The following is a 17759-nucleotide window of genomic DNA, read 5'->3' as shown; positions in this document are numbered from 1 at the left end:
GCTGGCGGGCCTATTCCTGGATGAACTCCCAGGAGGTGTCGTCGCCGCTGGCGTCCTCGGGGAGGCGGTCGCGGGCGGCGGTGTCGCCGTACAGGCTCCAGCGCATCCAGTCCACGCAGGTGACGGGGAACCGGTCGTCGCTCCAGAAGCTGACGTGGTCCCCGCCGAGGAAGGTCAGGAACGCCTTGGGAGCCGACAGTTCCTCGTAGGCCTGACGGCCCTGGTCGTAGGGGCAGGTGGGGTCCTGGTCGCCGTGCACGAACAGCACCTTGGCCGTGACCTCGCTCGCCGGGTCACCCATGTCCACGGTGGACTGCGGGATCGCGGCGGTGATCCGGTCGTCCGGCCAGGCGGTCAGCAGGCCATGGGTCGTCATGCCGCCCATCGAGTGGCCGGACACGCCGACACCGGGTGCGGCGTCGATGTGCCCGGCCAGCGGGTCGTCGGCCTCGTTCAGCGCGAGGGTCCGGGTGATGATCTCGGAGACGTCCCGGGAGTACTCGCCGCTGTAGATCTGGCCGAAGTCGAACTGGAAGTGGGGCGCGGGGACGACGAAGCCGGCCTCGGCCAGGGGACGGATCACGAACTCCGAGCCCTGCGGGCTGGCGCCGTAGCCGTGGGTGAAGTTGCAGACGGGGAAGGCACCCTCGGCGACGGGCGCGTCGGTGACGGGATCGCCCCCCGGCTCACCGGTGGCCGGGTAGTAGACGAACGTGGTGCACCGGCGGTCGCCACGCGTCCAGGCGTACTCACGCACGCCCACCGCGAACGGCTCCGCCGGCGCGTCCAGCGGCGTGACGGTGCGAGCGGCCGGGGAACGGCCGAGTGCCTGACCGGCGCCGACCAGCGAGAGACCCACGCCGGTCGCGGCGCCGAGCGAGAGGAAGGTACGGCGTTGCATGGGCATGTTCCGACTCCTTGTGGGGGGATGTGGGGGTGTGGGGAGCTGGGCCCGGGATCGAGATGAGCTCGGCGGGGCGGGACGACCCTGGCGCGCCGGTCGGCTCGCCCGGCGTTCGGACCTGACCAGGGCCTGGCGTCCTGACCAGGGCCCTGCTCCTGCCCGGTGGGGGTCCTCGGCTGGCAGACCCCCACCGGAGTAGCCACGCTGCTGTACCGGAGCCCTGGCTGCCGCCGGTCCGCGACCGGGGCTACCCGGCTGAACCGCGATCAGCACCGCGCCCAGCCCGCTCTGTCCTCCCCTATGGCGCTGCCGCACCCGGCGGCCGGCCGCGGAGACATGACGCCGCGACCTCGGTCACGGTTGGTCGCATGGTGATCCTCCTGTCTACGGAAGTAAGGGCAGTGAAGGGCACCACCCTCACGGACTTCGTGCGAGCGCACGGATCGATCCTCATCCGACGTCGTGCCGACGGCCCTAACCGCCCGAGCCGGCTCGGGCGTCGCCGATGTGCGGCAGCCCGGGCCTTCTCACGCCTCGCCGGGGAAGTGGCAGAGGCCGAGGAACACGTTTACCCGAGCTCAGGTTCGACCATCGCGTTGCACTATGGATCAGAGTTGAACACTAGTCAATAGAATTGAAAGAATTATATCGTATATGAGCAGATTCAGTCAGAACGTTTCATGAGGTGCGCAGTTGTGGATACCGACTCCCTCCCGCTGCCGGATCGACCGCCTGGTCTGCGCCCGGCGGGGCGGACGCCGGGCTCCGCCTTCACGGCGAGCCGGATGCAACGACGCGCCGCTCGCCCACGTGTCCGAACCGGGTCGGGTGGTCAAGGAGTCGGCCCCCGGTCCGGACCAGTTGGAACGTCGTCAGCGGCGCCACGCCCACCGAGCCTCGCGGTGACCTCCAGGCCAACCCGAACGACTAGTTGACCACCCTGATTCGAAGCGCTTCGACGCCAGCTCGGAACCCGCTTCTGCCGTGCTTCTGGCCGTGAGACTGTGCAGCAGCAACCGGGAAGGCTTCGCATCCGCTGCCCAAGAGGCACTCAGACTCGTTCGTCGAACTTCTGCCCCAGGGCTTGTGCGAACCGCTGTTGGATCCTAGCCTCACCGGATATCGAAGCGCTTCGATCACTCGTCACACGTATGATGCGCAGGACGCAGAACAAGGCGGGGGGGAATGAAGGGTTGTCCGCGCCCAGGACAACCCGAACGCCTGCCCCGCCGCACTCCCCCACCCCCCACATGCGGCGTTCCGTCCGGGCGGCCCTTCCTCCCGCCCGAACCGGAGCTGTCACGGACTGCAAGGAGCACTCCATGTCATGGAGCAGGATTTGCGGACCTCACCTACCGCGCGTGACCGTCCCGACAGCGCGGGACTGCCACGGCGGCCAACCAGCGATTGACGATCAGGCGGCCCACCTGCCCTGATCCGTTGTCCGTCATGTACGGCCTTCATGAGGAAGTGCGAGGACGGTCGACCAACGGCCGGATCCAGCACCGCTCAGTTCTTCGCCAAGGCGCGATTGCCGCCTTGCCCCCACGCGAGGAGATTGATCTTCCATGTCCTGCCTCTCTGCGGAGCCCTCTCTCCGCCCGGTCTTCGCGGTGGTCACCGGTTTGATCGCCGACGAGGTCCCCTCCGGTGGCCGGCACCACAGATCCGCGGTCCCTACCGCCAGCGCCCTGAGAACGCGGGTGGCTGAGCAGCGGCGCTGATCCGGTTCGACGGCGGCAGCCGGGGATCCGCATCCGCAGCGTCCCGCGCGGGTCCCGAAGGGCTCGCGGAGAACGTGCGGGCCCCCGTGCGGCGGTCCAGCACCGCGACGATCAACCTCCGACACGGGCCGGTGCGTTCCGCGGCGGCCCGAAGACACCGGAGCCACCGGTCCTTCGGAAGGTCTCGCGGGAACCGGACGCCACAAAGGCGTCAGTCCGGTGCCCACGGACCGCCACGCACCCCACCCCATCGACAGTTCGGACAGCCTCTCGCGAGAGGGGCCGACCGGAGCCGCTTGCTCAGGAATCCGTCAGGAATCAGTCAGGGATCAGGAGGTCCCCATGCGAAAAGGACGTATCAGCCGCGGACGTCTGTCTGCGGTGCTCACCGCCGTGATCGCGGCACTGGTCGCGTTGGCGGCGATGCCCGCCGAAAACCCGGCTCATGCCGACACCAGCGGCACCCTGCGCGGTGCCGGTTCCGGCGACGTGTCCGCGGACAGTCAGTGTTCTCTTCCGTCGTCGTACAACTGGTCATCGACGGATGCGCTGGCGCAGCCAGCCAACGGGTGGGTCTCGCTGAAGGACTTCACCAGCGTCGTCCACAACGGCCAGCACCTGGTCTACGGCTCTCTCGTCAACGGGTCCGGGTACAGCTCGATGGGCTTCGCTCCCTTCACGGACTGGTCGGACATGGCCTCGACCACCCAGACCCAGATGAACGTGGGGACGGTGGCGCCCACGCTGTTCTACTTCGCGCCCAAGGACATCTGGGTCATGGCGTCCCAGTGGGGTCAGTGGCCCTTCTTCTACAGCACCTCCACCGACCCCACCGATCCCACCAGCTGGTCCGCGCCTCAGGAACTGTTCACGGGCAGCATCCCCGACTCCGGCACCGGCCCGATCGACCAGACCCTGATCGCTGACGGCGAGAACATGTACATGTTCTTCGCCGGCGACAACGGCAACATCTACCGGGCCAGCATGCCGATCGGGGACTTCCCCGGCAGCTTCGGCTCCTCCTACGACACCATCATGACCGACACCAGGGAGAACCTGTTCGAGGGAGTGCAGGTCTACAAGGTCCAGGACCAGGAGCAGTACCTCATGATCGTCGAGGCGATGGGCGCCAACGGACGCTACTTCCGCTCCTTCACCTCCTCCAGCCTGAGCGGTGAGTGGACCCCGCAGGCCGCCACCGAGGACAACCCCTTCGCGGGCAAGGCCAACAGCGGAGCCACCTGGACCAACGACATCAGCCACGGCGACCTGGTCCGCAGCAACCCCGACCAGACCATGACCATCGACCCCTGCAACCTGGAGTTCCTCTACCAGGGCCTGCCCCTCGACACCCCGCCGGGCACCCCCTACGACCAGCTGCCGTGGCGGCCGGGCCTGCTCACCCTGCAACCATGACCAGCCTGATCCACGGTGATCGCGATGTGGTGCGGCCCGCCGACGCGTAGCCGAGCGGTTCACGGCCTAGGCGACGTCACCCGCTGACCGATACCCACCGTCCTGAGGAACCCCAGCCGCGCGTCGGCCGGGGTTCCTCACTTTCGTGGACCATCAAGGTGGGCACGGACCGAAGCCCCATGACGCCACCGGAGATCCACTCGCCAGCCGTGGCGTGCCGCGAGTTCCACAACTCATCTGCCGGCGACGCCTCCACCAGACACGCGCCAGCTCCACGGAGCAAATGGCAGGCAGGCTGTAGTCAGCCTGGCGCGCCGCCGAACCCGATCTCGTTCCCGTCGGGATCCCGATCCAACCGGTCGCTGACCAGCGTGGGTTCGAATCCCGCCGTCCCGACCAGCGTCTTCGCAGGTCAGAGGTCGTCTTCGCATAGGGCGAGGGCGGCCTTTCGCATGTGTCCGCTCCCCGCAGGTCACGAGCGACGACACGCTGGCGGCGATGTCGTCCGGCAGCCTCGCCTCGGCCGGGTGGGGTTGTGGGCTGCTGGTGGGTCGGCGGCGGTGGGGGCGCGACGATCGGGTCCTGCCCGCCGTCGTGCCGGTGGCCCCGGCGGCGCTCTCCGGGGCCCTCGTGGTGAATCCGGTGCCGCCCGGACGCGTATAGAACGGCCATAGCCGACCGTTGGAGGCTGGCGTGCGCATCATCACGCGACGGGAGGGCGGCTCATGGTCGAGGTCGACGTCCGGATTCTCACGAGCTCGGATCATCGGGCCGCACATGACCTGGCGCGGGCCGCGCATCACAATCCGCCGGTCTCCGACGCGGAATGGGCGTACGCGCGGGATCTCCACGAGTCGGGGTTGACGCTCGGGGCGTTCCTCGACGGAGGGCTGGTCGGCGCGACCCATCTGCTGCGGTCCCGGCTCGCACTGCCCGGCGGGGCGACGGTCCCCATGGCGGCCGCCACCGGGAGCGGCGTCCGGGCCGACCAGACGCGACGCGGGGTCTTCACCCGGTTGAAGCGCGAACGCCTGGCGCTGGCCGCCGAGCAGGGGTTCGCCGTGCTGGGCAACATCGTCAGCGAGGCGACCATCTACGGCCGTTTCGGCCACGGGGTCGGCACCCTGTCGCGCGCGGTGCGCCTGTACCCGCGAGAGACACGGATGCGGCCTGAGGTGCCCTCGGGCGGCGACGTCCGGCTGGTCGACGGCGCGTCCTCGATCGACCTGCTGCCGCGGCTGTACGAACGGCTCGGCCCTTACCGGCCCGGCGTGATCGAACGGTCGGCGAGCTGGTGGCGGGCCAGGTGGGAGCCGCTGGTGCGCGCCGGCAGGGGGCCCGTGGTCGCGGTGCACTCGGGGCCGGACGGCGACGACGGCTTCGTCGTGTACCAGACGATGCGGAGTGGGGACTCCGGCGCCCGCGTCACGCTGATGGCGACGGACTTCCACGCGGCGAGTCCGGAGGCCGTGGGCGGGCTGTGGCGCTTCCTGCTCGGCGTGGATCTGGTCGAGGAGGTCTGTGTGCGCCGCCGGCCGACCGACGAGCTCGTCGAGGGCATGCTGGTGGACTGGCGGGCCTGTCGCACCCACGCGCTGAACGACGACCTGTGGCTGCGGCTCGTCGACGTGCCGAAGGCACTGGGCGCGCGCGCCTACGGGGACGGCGACCCGCTGGTGGTGGAGGTCACCGACGAGTTCCTGCCGGCCAACTCCGGCACCTACCACGTCTCGTCCGACGGCGTGCGGCCGACCTCGGACCACGCCCAGTTGTCTCTCGGCGTCGAGGCGTTGGCCATGGCCTATCTCGGCACCACGAGCTTCACGACCCTCGCCGGCATCGGTGCCCTGCGCGTGATCGACAGCAAGGCGCTGCCGAACGCCGACCGGCTGTTCGGCACGCGGGCCGCGGCGTTCTGCGGCACCACCTTCTGATCTCGGCCGAGGGGACTCACCATGAGCAGCGTCACGAACGGGCACGGCGGTATACGGGCGGGCGGCAGGTGACCGGCGCCGCCGAGGCCGAGGCGGTGGTCGCACCGCTGCGGCGCAACCGCGACTTCTGGTTCCTGTGGACCGGTGTGGGTCTGGCGACCTGGGCCAACACGGTGACCACTGCCGTCTATCCGCTGCTGATGATCTGGGCCGGCGGCTCCGCGTCGGGCGCTGGGCTGGTGGGCTTCGCCTCACTGCTGCCGCTGCTGCTCTTCCAGTTGCCCGCGGGGGTGCTCGTGGACCGGCTGGACCGGCGGCGCACCATGATCGTCTGCAACGCGGTCTGCGCGGTGACGATGACGAGCATCGGCCTGGCGCTGGTCTTCTGGCGCCTGTGGCTGCCGCAGTTGCTCGTCGTCGCCTTCGCGGAGGGCTGCGCTTTCGTGTTCTACCGGCTCGCGGAGCGGGCCGCCGTGCGCAACGTGGTGCACCCCAGCCAGCTGTCCGTGGCCATGGCGCAGAACCTGGCCAGGGGTCGGGCCGCGGGCCTGGCCGGACAGCCGACGGGCAGTGCGCTGTTCGTCGTCTCCCGCTGGGCCCCGTTCGTCTTCGCGGCGGTCTTGCACGCCGCCGCGCTGGTCAACCTGTGGCGTGTCAGGTCCCGGTTCCAGCGCGCACGGACGGCCCGCAGGTCCAGGCTGCGCGCCGAAATCGCCGAAGGGATCACCTGGTTGTTCCACCAGCGGTTCCTGCGGGCGGCGATACTTTTGATATCGGTCACCAACGTGCTGTTCAACGCCCTCCGTCTCGCCATCGTCGTCATCATCAACGAGGACGGCGGCTCGCCCGCGGTCATGGGCATCATCGGGATCATCTCCGGGGTGTGCGGCATCGGCGGCGCGCTGCTCGGGCCTTCGGTGGTCCGCCGGCTGCGACCCGGCGCGGTGATCATCGGCGTCTTCATGGTCTGGACCGTGGCCATGCCGTTCGTGGCGGCGACGTCCCACCCCGTCGCGCTGGGCGCGCTGCTGGGGGTGATGGTGTGCGTGGGCGCGCTGATCAACGTGATCGCCGGTGTCTACCAGGTGCAGGTCACGCCGGACGAGTTGCAGGGCCGGGTCGGCGGCGTCGCCAACCTGATCAGCTCCGGCGCGAACTCCCTGGGTCCGCTGATCGCCGGCCTGGTGCTCGCCTCGTTCGGCGGGACGAGGACCGTGCTGGGGTTGAGCGCGGTGATGGCGATGGTCACCGTCGCCGCACTGCTGAGCCCGCCGATCCGCACGGCGCGGCTGCGGCCGGCGGACGACTGAGCGGCCTGCCCCGAAGCGGTCCCCGGGGGAGCGATGCCTCGCCGCGGTCGTCGGTCATTGTTCCGGCAGGACGTCCACGCCGTAGGACCGGGCCAGCCACTCCTCGTCGTAGACGGTCTCCAGGTAGTTGCTGCCGAAGTCGGGCGAGATGGCGACCGCGGTGGTGTCCTCCGCCACCTGGTTCTCCGCCATCCAGGCGAGCGCGCCGCTGACGACGGTGCCCGTGGAGCCCCCGAAGAGGAAGCCGCGGCTGACGAGCCGGTGGCACGTCCTGATGGTCTCCGTCTCGGAGACGTGGACGACGTCGTCCACATAGGCCGTGTCGAGGATGCCGGGCCGCACGCTCGTGCCGAGGCCGGGTATCAGGCGCCGGCCGGAGGGCGCCCCGAAGGTCACCGACCCCATGGCGTCCACGGCCACGATGGTGACCGACGGCCGGTGCTCACGGAAGTAGTTCGCGCATCCCATGAGGGTCCCGGTGGTGCCCGTGCCGATGAACAGGACGTCCAGCATCGGGAACGCCTTGGCTATCTCGGGGGCGGTGGTCCGGTAGTGGCCCATCCAGTTGCCCTCGTTGGCGTACTGGTTGAGCCACACGTAGTCCTGGTTCTCCGCGCACAGGCTCCGGACGTGCGCCAGGCGAGCCCCGAGGTACCCGTCCTCGGGGTCCGGTTCGGTGATGACCCGGACCTCGCTGCCCAGGGCCTTCATGAGCCGGATGGCGGCGGGCGTGCAACGGACGTCGGTGACGCAGACGAAGCGGTAACCGTGGCTGGCGGCCACCAGGCTGAGGGCCACGCCCATGTTGCCCGAGGAGGACTCGATCAGCGTCGCGCCCGGGACGAGCTCCCCGGCGCGCTCCTTGGCCTTCACCATCTCGGTGGCCGCCTTCAGTTTGACGGAGCCGGCGAAGTTGAACCCCTCGCATTTCAGGAACAGCTTGCGTCCCACACTGCCCCGAAGATCGATGTAAAGATCATCAACATTGAAGTCCACGGCATTCGAGATGATAGCCGCCATCCAATACCCATTCCTCGTCGCGACAAACTCCCCGACTCGCACACCAACTTTCTCAAATGGCTCAATATTTGACCTATAGCGCAGCTATGAGGCCGGATCCGCCACCACACTCCCTCCAGATCTGGGAGTGTGATTTGCAATCGAAAATTGTCTCGAAGTCAGGCATAATGGACTTTTTGCATTGTGGCACTCACTATGCATCCCGCAGGACTTCGCTGTTAGAACACTTGACTCCCTCGTTGAGCCGCGCCTACTCTCCCACCGAGGCTGTCGCAAAATCGACTGTCGCTGAGCTTAACGAGAGCTCTGGGCCACGGGGGGCACTAAGCGTGAGAGGGACATATCACATCATCGCCTTTCATCACGCCGTTCCATCACTTCTCCTCCCGACCGTTGCTTATTCTGCACAGGCTCCAGCCGTTTGCTTCCGCGAGAGATCAAGTCGAGGAGGAGTCCGTCTGATGGAGTTCCGAATTCTCGGCCCAGTCGGGCTGTGGTCGGAGGGTAAGGAGATTCCACTTAATGGCACGAAGCAACGCACCATGCTTGCGACTCTGCTACTGGCCGGCGAACGCGTGTTACCGGACTATCGCCTGGGTGAAGCGCTCTGGGGAAAGAGACCGCCGGGTACCTATCAGGCACAGATATACACTCACGCATCACGACTCCGGCAGCGCCTTGAGGGCCACGCCGAGATCGTCCGCAGGGGACCCGGCTACATGATGCGCGTCATCTCGGGACGTTTCGACTACGGGGACTTCTGCGCGCTGTCGCGTTCCGGCCAGGGCCATTTACGAGTAGGGCAGTACGTCCAGGCCGAGCATCGACTGCGGGCCGCCCTCGCGCTCTGGCGCGGCCCTGCCCTCACCGATGTGACCGAGTACCTCGCGGAGACCGAGAGACCGAGCATCGACGAGGCGTACATGGAGACCCTGGAGTGCCGGATCTCCGCGAATCTAGCGCTCGGCCAACACGCCCAGCTCACCAAGGAACTGGTTGGCCTGGTCCAGGCCTATCCCCTGCGAGAGCGGCTGCGCGCCCAGCTCATGATGGCGCTGTACGCGAGCGACCGGCAGGCGGACGCCTTCGCCGTGTTCCACGAGGGTCGGCAGCGGCTCGCTGAGGAACTCGGGGTCGACCCCGGAGCGGCGCTGCAACGCACCTATCAGGCGATTCTCACCGGCAGGATGGGCGACTCCGCAAGCGAGACGTCCCTGGCACCGATGGACAGCGACACCTCCGACGACCTCTCCCATCAGTATCCGACGCCGTTCCTCGTGACGACGGGCGACTACACACCGTAACGATCGAGTTCACTGAAGAAGTCAGGGACGGTGTGCAGCGCGCCGTCCCTGACCACTTCCCGGTGGACGAACATGCCGACGGCCAGGTCGAGCACTCCCAGGCCGAACGGCGAGAAGACCACCGTCCGGTCGGCCGGGCAACCCACCTGGTCCGTCAGCACGTCGAACAGGGTGCCGGCCACGAACGAACGGTCGCCGACGCGCTGTTCCGTCAGGTGCAGCGACGTGGCGGCCTTCATGCAGTGCTCGGTGTCGTCGGTGATGTTGTGCGATGCCAGCACGACGTCCGTCGACAGGTCCCGCAGGGAGATGTGCAGCACCAGCGGGTGATGATCGAACCAGCCCGGGTCGGTCACGTGCGGCTGCCCCGCGGTGGTGGCGAACACCACCAGATCAGAGGAGCGCACGAGGTCCTCGGGGGTGGCGTGGACGGTGATGCGGCCCTTCTCCGGTGACCTCTCCAGATAGGCGCGAAATCCCTTGGCGTGCTCGTCCGCGTGGTCGTGAATGCCCACCGCCTCGAATTCCAGCCCGACTCCGACGAGATACGTGTGGATGAACCGGGCGATGAGCCCGGTGCCGAAGAAGCCGACCCGGGTCGGGCGGGCGCCGCGTGCCCTGCTCAGCTCGACGGCGGCCAGCGCCGCCGACGCCGCGGTCCGCGCGGCGCTGATGATCGAGCTCTCCAGGCACGCGAACGGGTAGCCGGTGCGGGTGTCGTTGAGTATCAGCACCGCCGAGGCCCGCGGCACGCCCCGGGCGACGTTGTCCGGAAAGCTGGAGATCCATTTGATCCCGTCCACGTCCACGTCGCCGCCGACCGAGGCCGGGAGGGCGATGATCCGCGAGGACGGGCGGTCGGGAAAGGTCAGGAAGTACGAGTCAGGGTTCCGCGTCTGGCCGGTTCCGTGCAGTCGATAGGCGTCCTCGACGATCCGGATGACCTCACGCTCCCGCCCGCTGGTCACCTGGCGCACCTGGGCGCCCGGGATGACGCCGAAGGGCGGCGGGAACGCGGACGGATCGGCGGACGAGGCGGCGGACGGGGCGGACACGTGGCTCATGAGCTGATGCCTTCCTGGGGTCGTGACGATGTCTGTTCCGCGGCTCTGAGGTCCCCGTGTCGCAGGACGGACTCGAACTCGGAGCCGCGCAGTGTCTCCTCGCTGGTCACCTCGATCCGCTCGGCGGCCGTGCGCAGGATCGGCGCCGCCATCAGGGACGTCGCCACCGCGATGAGCAGGATGACGGTGTACATCTCGGTGTTCAGCACGCCTGTGCGCAGCCCGACCATCGCCACGATCACCTGGACGACCCCGCGCGCGTTCATACCGGCGCCGAGCGCGACCGCCTCCCAGCGGCTGAGGCCGCAGGTCCAGGCGCCGACGAAGGCGCCCGCGAACTTGCCCACCACGGCGACCAGCAGCAGCGCCAGCCCCACCGCCGCCACCGTCGGGTCGGCGAGCGCGGTCAGGTCCATCCGCAGGCCCGCCGCCGCGAAGAACATCGGCGCCAGGACCGCCACGACGAACGTGCGCAGCGGCGCCAGCCGGGCGAGTACGTCGGTGCCCGCCCCGCGGATCAACATTCCGGCCACCAGCGCCCCGAAGACCGCCTCGAAGCCCAGGGCGTGGGTCGTCGCGCTGAACGCGAGCATCGTCACCACCACCGCGGCGAGGGTCACCCCCGGCTCGGCGGACCGCACCGTGAACCGGAGGGAACGACACACCAGCGGCCGGCCGAGCACGGCCACTCCGACGAGGAAGAGCAGCAGCGAGCCGACCAACCAGACCAGGTTGCCCAGCCGCAGCCCCGTCGTGGCCATCGCGGTGACGACGGAGAGGCCGACCCAGCCCAGGATGTCGTCCACCGTCCCCGACATGAGGACGAGTTGGCCCACGTTGCGGTGCAGCAGCCCGAGGTCCATCAGCGTCTTGGCTATGACCGGGAGCGCCGTGACGCACAACGCGACGCCCAGGAACGCGGCGAAGACCATGCGCTCGTCCGGGTCCACGAGCAGCGACGCGGGCAGCAGACAGCCCGCGGCGACGCCGAGCCCGAGCGGGAAAACGAAGCCGGGCAGGCTGATCCGCGCCGCCACCGACGCCCGTCGGCGGATCAGCCCGGTGTCCATCTGCATGCCGGTGACGCCGACCAGCAGCAGGACGCCGATCTGGCCGAAGGCGTCGAGGAGATGCATCTGCTCGGCCGTCGGGGGGAAGAGCGACTCGGACAGTCCGGGCAGGGTGTTCCCGAGCACCGAGGGGCCGAGGAGCACGCCGGTCAGCAGCTCGCCGACGATCGGCGGCAGCGACAGCCGCACCGCCAACCGTCCCAGTGCCACGGCGACCAGGAGCAGCAGGCCGACCTGCACGAGAAACAGGAGGAGCACATGCTCGCCCATGGGGGGCACCGGCCCCGCCGCCGTCATCACGGTCGCTCCTCGAAGGTGACTAGTCGGACATGGCGACGAGAACCCGGCGCCGGCCGGTGAAGGACCGGCGTCCGTGACCGACCAGCATGTTGTCGATGAGCAGCAGGTCACCGGCCCGCCAGTCGACGTCGACGGCGGCGTCCAGGCCCCGGTCCCGAATCTGCGTGACGTACTCCGGCGGGATGGGCGAGCCGTCGGCGAAGGTCACCGACTGGGGCAGGTCCTCCTCGCTCAGGACGCGGTGGAGTGCGGTCGCGGTGTCGTCGCCCAGTCCGGCGGGGTGCCACTGGTCGGCCTGGTTGAACCAGACCTCGGCACCGGTCACGGGATGCCGGGCCGTCGCGGGCCGCACCTGACGCACCCGGAGTCCGCCCTCCCCTGTCCACTCGTGCTCCGCGTCGGTGGTGCCGAGCAGGGCCTCCACCTCCTCGCGGGAACTGGTCTCGAAGGTGTCCTGCCAGGACTTGCCGAAGCCCGCGCCGCCGTGCAGGTTCTGCGTGTAGCGCACGCCGCCCGCGAAGCTCTCCCGCACCTCGGGATCGAGGGCCGCGAGCCAGCGTTCGCCGTCCACGACGGGCGTCGCGCCGCCCGTCTCGGCGGCCAGTTCGCAGAAGAAGAGCAGCCGGGCCGGCCACGTCTGGGCGTAGCTCAGCTCGTTGTGCATCGAGATGGTGTACTCGGGCGGGTACTCGGTCGAGGTGTAGACGTTGCGGCCGACCTTGGTGCGGGGCGAGTTGCCGTGGACGTACGCCAGCCGGTTAGGCAGCAGCAGGTCCATCACCTCGTCCAGCCGGTCCGGGGTGACCTCGAAACCGCGGAAGACGATGGCCTTCTCGCGGACCAGCAGGTCGCCCAGGGTGTCGAGATCACCCAGATGACCGATCAGGGCGTCCGCCGAGGCTTTCGTCCCGATTTCGGCTGGAGTCACGACGAGCGGCCTCCAGTCGGAATGGTGTCCCATGGGGTCTCCTTCGGCTGACCTCGAGCCCTGACTCGGCAAAGCCCCATGGTGGGGACGCCGTCTATATTTCTTCGCTATCCGGGCTACGAGCCGCGTTCCGGCGCCCGTGGGATACGAGGCGGAACAGCCACCGTATAGGCCGGCTATAGCCCCGGTATCCATCGTGGCCGCCACCGTGCTGGGACACGCGAGCTACGGAGTCGGAATGGCCGAAGGGGACGCGGAACTGCTGCCTTTGTCCGCCGGACAACAAGGGGTGTGGTTCGCCCATCAGATGGACCCGTCCGGACAGAAGTACACCTGCGCCGAGTACATCGACATCGAGGGACCCGTCGACGTCAGTCGGTTCCGGGCCGCCTGGTCGCTGCTGCGGGACGAGGCGGACGTGCTGCGCGTCCGGCACGTGGTCCAGAACGACGGATTGTGGCAGGCGCTCGTACCCGACCACGGGGCCCATCTCGACCTGGTCGACTGCACGCCTTTCGACGATCCGGTCGGGCGGGCGCTGCGGCTGATGCGTGAGGACGTCACGACGCCGGTCGATCTGGCGGCCGGGCCGCTTTCCGCCTTCGCGCTGTACCAGGTCTCCGCGTCGCGATTCCTCTTCTACTACCGAATTCACCATGTCGTCGTCGACGGCTACGGCGTCCATCTTCTCGGCCAGCGACTCGCCGAGATCTATTCGGAGCTGGCCGACGGGGAACAGGATGTCACCCCGGCGTTCGGCCCGTTGTCCGCGCTGCTGGCCGAGGAGGCCGCCTACCGTGACTCGCCGGGATTCCTGGCGGACCGCGACCACTGGGTGCGGCGCCTCGACGATCTGCCGGAGCCGCCGCGGGTCCCTGGGCGGCAGGACGGGAGGGCCGGTCCGCCGGACGGGTCGCTGCGGCTGCGGCTGACCAGCACGCTGTCCGGGAACGACTTCGAACGGCTGCAGAAGACCGCCGCCACCGTGGGCACCACCTGGCAGATCCTGATGATGACGGTGATCGGCGCCTACCTGCACCGGGCCACCGGCCGCCGGGACCTGGTCCTCGGCGTCCCGGTGACCGGACGGCGCAGCGCCGAGGCGCGCAAGGTGCCCGGCATGGCGACCAACACCGTGCCGGTGCGGCTGCGGGTGTCCCCCACGGCCGGGTTGGCGCGTCTGGTGCCGGAACTGACCCGGGAACTCGCCGACGCGCTGCGGCACGAGCGGTTCCGTCTCGAGGACATCCAGCGGGCCCTGGGACTGGCCGACGAGGCGGGCGCGCTGATCGGCCCCATCGTCAACCTGATGCCGTACGGGGGCGCGCTCCGCTTCGGGGACGCCCCCGCCACCAGCCACAACCTGGCCTCGGGACCGGCCCTGGACCTGTCCGTCACGGTCCGTCCCGAGCCCGGTGGGGAGGCCATGTCGCTGGTCCTGGAGGGCAATCCCGACCTGCACGACCGGGAGAGCCTGGCGGCCCACCAGGAACGGCTCACGGCGTTCCTCCGGACCGCGGTGTCCGTTCCCGGCGCCCCGGTGGCGTCGCTCGACCTGCTCCTGCCGGCGGAACAGCGCCGGTTCCTCGTGGCGGCCAACTCCACCGCGCTGCCGCTGGACGACGAGACGCTGCCCGGACTCGTCCGCACCCGGGCGGCCGTCGCCCCCGAAAGCCTCGCCGTCGTCTCCGGCACCACCACCCTGACCTACGGGGAACTCGACGCCTGGTCCGACCAGTTGGCCGGGCGGCTCGCCGAACGGGGCGTCGGCCCCGAGGACCTGGTCGCGCTGGCGCTGCCGCGGTCGGTGGAGAGTGTCGTCGCCATGCTCGCCGTGTGGAAGGCGGGCGCCGCCTTCCTGTCGTTCGACCTGGCGTACCCGGCCGGGCGCATCGCCCACACGCTCGACGACGCCGCGCCCAACTGCCTGCTCACCACGGCGGACGCCGAGCCGTCGCTGCCGCCGGGCGTGCCCCGGCTGCTCCTCGACGGCACGCGTCCGCGGCCCGGCACGGGCCGCCACCCGGCGGTCCCCCCGGCCGGCCCGGCCCCGGACAGTGCCGCGTACGTCGTCTACACCTCGGGGTCCACCGGCACGCCCAAGGGCGTGGTGGTGCAGCACCGCGGGGTGCGGAACCTGGCCGAGGACGCCGTCCGGCGGTACGGGCTCGACGCGGACAGCCGGGTGCTGCAACTGGTCTCCCTCAGCTTCGACGTGGCCATGGGTGACATCTGGCCGACCCTGCTGGCCGGCGGCCGACTGGTGCTGGTGCCCGAGGGGCGCACCCTCACGGGCGAGGAACTGGCCGGACTGCTGCGCGCGGAGGGCGTCACCAAGGCGTCGATCCCGCCCGTCTACCTCGCCCGCACCCCGGCGGAGGACCTGCCGCGGCTGGAGGACCTGATCACCGGCGGCGAGGTGCTGCCCCCCGAGGTGCTGCGCCGCTGGGCCGCCGGACGACGGATGTACAACGAGTACGGAGTCACCGAGGCGACCGTCACGACGACGGTGAGCCCGCCGCTCGACGCCGCCGCCACGCCGTCCATCGGCGGGCCCGTCGCCAACACGCGGGTGTACGTGCTGGACGAGGGCCTCGCGCCGGTGCTGCCCGGCGCGGTCGGGGAACTGTGCGTCGCGGGCGACGGCGTCGCGCGCGGCTATCTGGGCATGGCGGCGCGGACGGCCGAGCGGTTCGTGCCCTGCCCCCTCGGAGCCCCCGGCTCGCGGATGTACCGCACGGGCGACCTGGTGCGGTGGCGGGCCGACGGCCGGCTGGAGTACGTCGGCCGCGACGACGACCAGATCAAGATCCGCGGCTTCCGGATCGAGCCGGGGGAGATCGAGGCGGTGCTGACCGGCCACGAATCCGTCGCCGCCGCGGTCGTCGTCGTCCGGGAGGACGAACCCGGCCGCCGGCGGCTCGTCGCCTACGCGGCGCCGGCCGCCGGTGCCGGGTGCGACCCCGAGGAGCTGCGGCGCTTCGCGGCCCGCCAACTTCCCGACCACATGGTTCCGCTGGTGGTCGTGCTGGACGCGCTGCCGGTCACGCCGAACGGCAAGGTGGACCGCCGCGCCCTGCCCGCCCCCGACCTCTCCGCCCACTCGGGCAGGAGGCCGCCGCGCGACGCCGTGGAGGAGTCGCTGTGCGCGGTGTTCGCGGGGGTGCTCGGACTGGACCGGGTGGGAGTGGACGACTCGTTCTTCGACCGGGGCGGCGACAGTGTGACCGCGCTCCAGCTCGTCGCCCGAGCCCACGAGGCGGGCCTGCGGCTGACGGTGACCGACGTGTTCCGGCATCCGACGGTCGCCGGACTGGCGCCGCGCGCCGAGGCCACCGACGACCGGTCGGCGGCGCCCCCCGGCCGGGACGCCGCGAACGCCGCCGACGCCGTGGGATCGCCGCTGGTCGTGCTGGAGCCGGCGGACCTCGACGCGTTGGCCGCCGCCTACCCCGGCATGTCGGACGTGCTGCCGTTGACCCCGCTCCAGGAGGGCCTGCTGTTCCACAGCATGGTGACCGGGCAGGGCGTCGACGCCTACGCGGCGCAGCTCCGCCTTGACCTCGAAGGGCCGCTCGACCCGGCCACCCTGCGGCGGGCCGCCGACCACCTGCTGCTGCGCCATCCCGCCCTGCGGGCCGCCTTCCGGCACGAGGAGACCACCGGGCCGGTCCAGGTCATCTGCGAGGGGCTCACCGCTCCGTGGGCCGAACGCGACCTGTCCGCGGTGCCGCCGCGGGACCGCGAGGTCGAGGCGGCGCGACTCGCGGCCGAGGAACACGGCCGCCGGTTCGACATGACGGCCCCGCCGCTGGTCAGGTTCCTGCTGCTCAGACTCGCCGACGGCCGGCACCGGCTGCTGGTCACGGCCCATCACATCCTGTGGGACGGCTGGTCGACGCGGATCCTCGTCCGTGAGCTGATGACGTGCTACGCCGGCCGCGACGACTCCGCCCTGCCGGCCGCCACCCCACACCGCGCGTACCTGCGGTGGCTGTCCGCCCGGGACACCACGGCGGCCCGCGAGGCGTGGGCACGGGCACTGCGCGGGGTCACCGGGCCCACGCTGGTGGCCGCGGACGTCACCGAGCCGTCCCGGGAGCCACAGCGGCACCTCACTCAGGACCTCGGCACGGAGCTCACCGACGCGCTCGTGGCGTCGACGCGCGCGCACGGCCTCACCCTCAGTACCGCGGTGCACGGCGCCTGGGGCATGTTGCTCACGCAGATGACGGGCCGCGACGACGTCCTGTTCGGCACCTCGGTCTCCGGGCGCCCGCCGGAGCTGCCCGGGGTCGAGGGCATCGTCGGGCTGCTCAGCAACACGGTCCCCGCGCGGCTGCGGCTGCGCGCCGGCGAACCGCCGTCGGAGACGCTGGCACGGCTCCAGGAGGAGCAGGTGGCGCTCGTCCCGCACCATCATCTGGCGCCGGCCGACATCCGGCGCCAGGTGGACTCCGGCGCCGGGGCGGGGCACGGCTCCCCCGAGCTGTTCGACACGGCCATCACCTTCGTCAACGACTCCCTGGACAACCGTCCGCTCGGCGACCGTGCGCGCGCGGCGGGCACCGGAGGGCTCCGGCTGGCCGCCCTCGACGTCGAGGACGGCACCCACTACCCGCTGCGGCTGGCCGCCGTGCCGGACCGCGGCCTCACGCTGCGGCTCGGCTACCGGCCCGACGCGTTCTCCCGCGCGCAGGCGAGGGCGCTGCTCACCCGGCTGGTGCGGACACTGACGACGTTCGCGGACGGGCTCTGAACCACACGGCGGCAGCGCACAGGTTG

At 70.3% G+C, this 17759-nt stretch carries 10 protein-coding genes; 5 read left to right on the top strand and 5 right to left on the bottom strand.

The window, feature by feature from the left end:
• Window positions 1-10: 10 nt before the first annotated feature.
• Complete coding sequence (locus tag ABGB06_RS31840; RefSeq protein WP_347596256.1) at window positions 11-907, bottom strand: alpha/beta hydrolase; 897 nt, start codon at window positions 905-907, stop codon at window positions 11-13.
• A gap of 2063 nt (window positions 908-2970) precedes the next feature.
• Here ABGB06_RS31840 and ABGB06_RS31835 point away from each other — a divergent pair.
• The 3 genes from ABGB06_RS31835 (at window position 2971) to ABGB06_RS31825 (ending at window position 7288) form a co-directional block, all read left to right on the top strand.
• Window positions 2971-4044, top strand: a complete 1074-nt coding sequence (locus tag ABGB06_RS31835) for a non-reducing end alpha-L-arabinofuranosidase family hydrolase (RefSeq protein WP_347596253.1) — start codon at window positions 2971-2973, stop codon at window positions 4042-4044.
• A 725-nt stretch (window positions 4045-4769) separates the two neighbouring features.
• Window positions 4770-5978 (top strand): GNAT family N-acetyltransferase, encoded by a 1209-nt coding sequence (locus ABGB06_RS31830; protein WP_347596250.1) that lies wholly within the window; start codon window positions 4770-4772, stop codon window positions 5976-5978.
• Between the two features lie 68 nt (window positions 5979-6046).
• Window positions 6047-7288: an MFS transporter gene (locus tag ABGB06_RS31825; protein WP_347596248.1), complete on the top strand. Its 1242-nt coding sequence runs from the start codon at window positions 6047-6049 to the stop codon at window positions 7286-7288.
• A gap of 54 nt (window positions 7289-7342) precedes the next feature.
• Here ABGB06_RS31825 and sbnA read toward each other — a convergent pair whose 3' ends face one another.
• Entirely contained in the window at window positions 7343-8308 is a 966-nt protein-coding gene (gene sbnA, locus ABGB06_RS31820; RefSeq protein WP_347596245.1) for a 2,3-diaminopropionate biosynthesis protein SbnA, read from the bottom strand.
• A gap of 719 nt (window positions 8309-9027) precedes the next feature.
• Between sbnA and ABGB06_RS31815 the strand changes: the two genes are divergently transcribed.
• On the top strand, window positions 9028-9612 hold the full coding sequence (locus ABGB06_RS31815; RefSeq protein WP_347596242.1) for an AfsR/SARP family transcriptional regulator: 585 nt from the start codon (window positions 9028-9030) through the stop codon (window positions 9610-9612).
• Here ABGB06_RS31815 and sbnB read toward each other — a convergent pair.
• The 3 genes from sbnB to ABGB06_RS31800 are packed head-to-tail and all read right to left on the bottom strand — an operon-like array spanning window position 9600 to window position 13007.
• Window positions 9600-10676: a 2,3-diaminopropionate biosynthesis protein SbnB gene (gene sbnB, locus ABGB06_RS31810; RefSeq protein ID WP_347596239.1), complete on the bottom strand. Its 1077-nt coding sequence runs from the start codon at window positions 10674-10676 to the stop codon at window positions 9600-9602. The genes ABGB06_RS31815 and sbnB overlap by 13 nt on opposite strands.
• Entirely contained in the window at window positions 10673-12043 is a 1371-nt protein-coding gene (locus ABGB06_RS31805) for a cation:proton antiporter (protein ID WP_347596236.1), read from the bottom strand. Before ABGB06_RS31805 ends, sbnB begins: the two co-directional genes overlap by 4 nt.
• 22 nt (window positions 12044-12065) lie before the next feature.
• A complete protein-coding gene (locus ABGB06_RS31800; RefSeq protein WP_347596233.1) occupies window positions 12066-13007 on the bottom strand; it encodes a TauD/TfdA family dioxygenase in 942 nt (313 codons plus the stop codon).
• A gap of 205 nt (window positions 13008-13212) precedes the next feature.
• On the opposite strand from ABGB06_RS31800, the gene ABGB06_RS31795 reads away from it, so the two are divergent.
• A complete protein-coding gene (locus ABGB06_RS31795) occupies window positions 13213-17733 on the top strand; it encodes an amino acid adenylation domain-containing protein (RefSeq protein ID WP_347596230.1) in 4521 nt (1506 codons plus the stop codon).
• The last annotated feature ends 26 nt before the right edge of the window (window positions 17734-17759 follow it).

This window comes from Streptomyces sp. B6B3 (genome assembly GCF_039871525.1).
GTDB lineage: Bacteria > Actinomycetota > Actinomycetes > Streptomycetales > Streptomycetaceae > Streptomyces.
Note: the sequence above shows the minus strand (reverse complement) of the source record. Positions and strands in the feature narration are given on the sequence as shown.

Bases quoted from the DNA above. Each gene is read 5' to 3' on its own strand.
- ABGB06_RS31840 (WP_347596256.1), bottom strand. From the start codon at position 907: ATGCCCATGCAACGCCGTACCTTCCTCTCGCTCGGCGCCGCGACCGGC.
- ABGB06_RS31835 (WP_347596253.1), top strand. From the start codon at position 2,971: ATGCGAAAAGGACGTATCAGCCGCGGACGTCTGTCTGCGGTGCTCACC.
- ABGB06_RS31830 (WP_347596250.1), top strand. From the start codon at position 4,770: ATGGTCGAGGTCGACGTCCGGATTCTCACGAGCTCGGATCATCGGGCC.
- sbnA (WP_347596245.1), bottom strand. From the start codon at position 8,308: ATGGCGGCTATCATCTCGAATGCCGTGGACTTCAATGTTGATGATCTT.
- ABGB06_RS31815 (WP_347596242.1), top strand. From the start codon at position 9,028: ATGATGCGCGTCATCTCGGGACGTTTCGACTACGGGGACTTCTGCGCG.
- sbnB (WP_347596239.1), bottom strand. From the start codon at position 10,676: ATGAGCCACGTGTCCGCCCCGTCCGCCGCCTCGTCCGCCGATCCGTCC.
- ABGB06_RS31805 (WP_347596236.1), bottom strand. From the start codon at position 12,043: ATGACGGCGGCGGGGCCGGTGCCCCCCATGGGCGAGCATGTGCTCCTC.
- ABGB06_RS31800 (WP_347596233.1), bottom strand. From the start codon at position 13,007: ATGGGACACCATTCCGACTGGAGGCCGCTCGTCGTGACTCCAGCCGAA.
- ABGB06_RS31795 (WP_347596230.1), top strand. From the start codon at position 13,213: ATGGCCGAAGGGGACGCGGAACTGCTGCCTTTGTCCGCCGGACAACAA.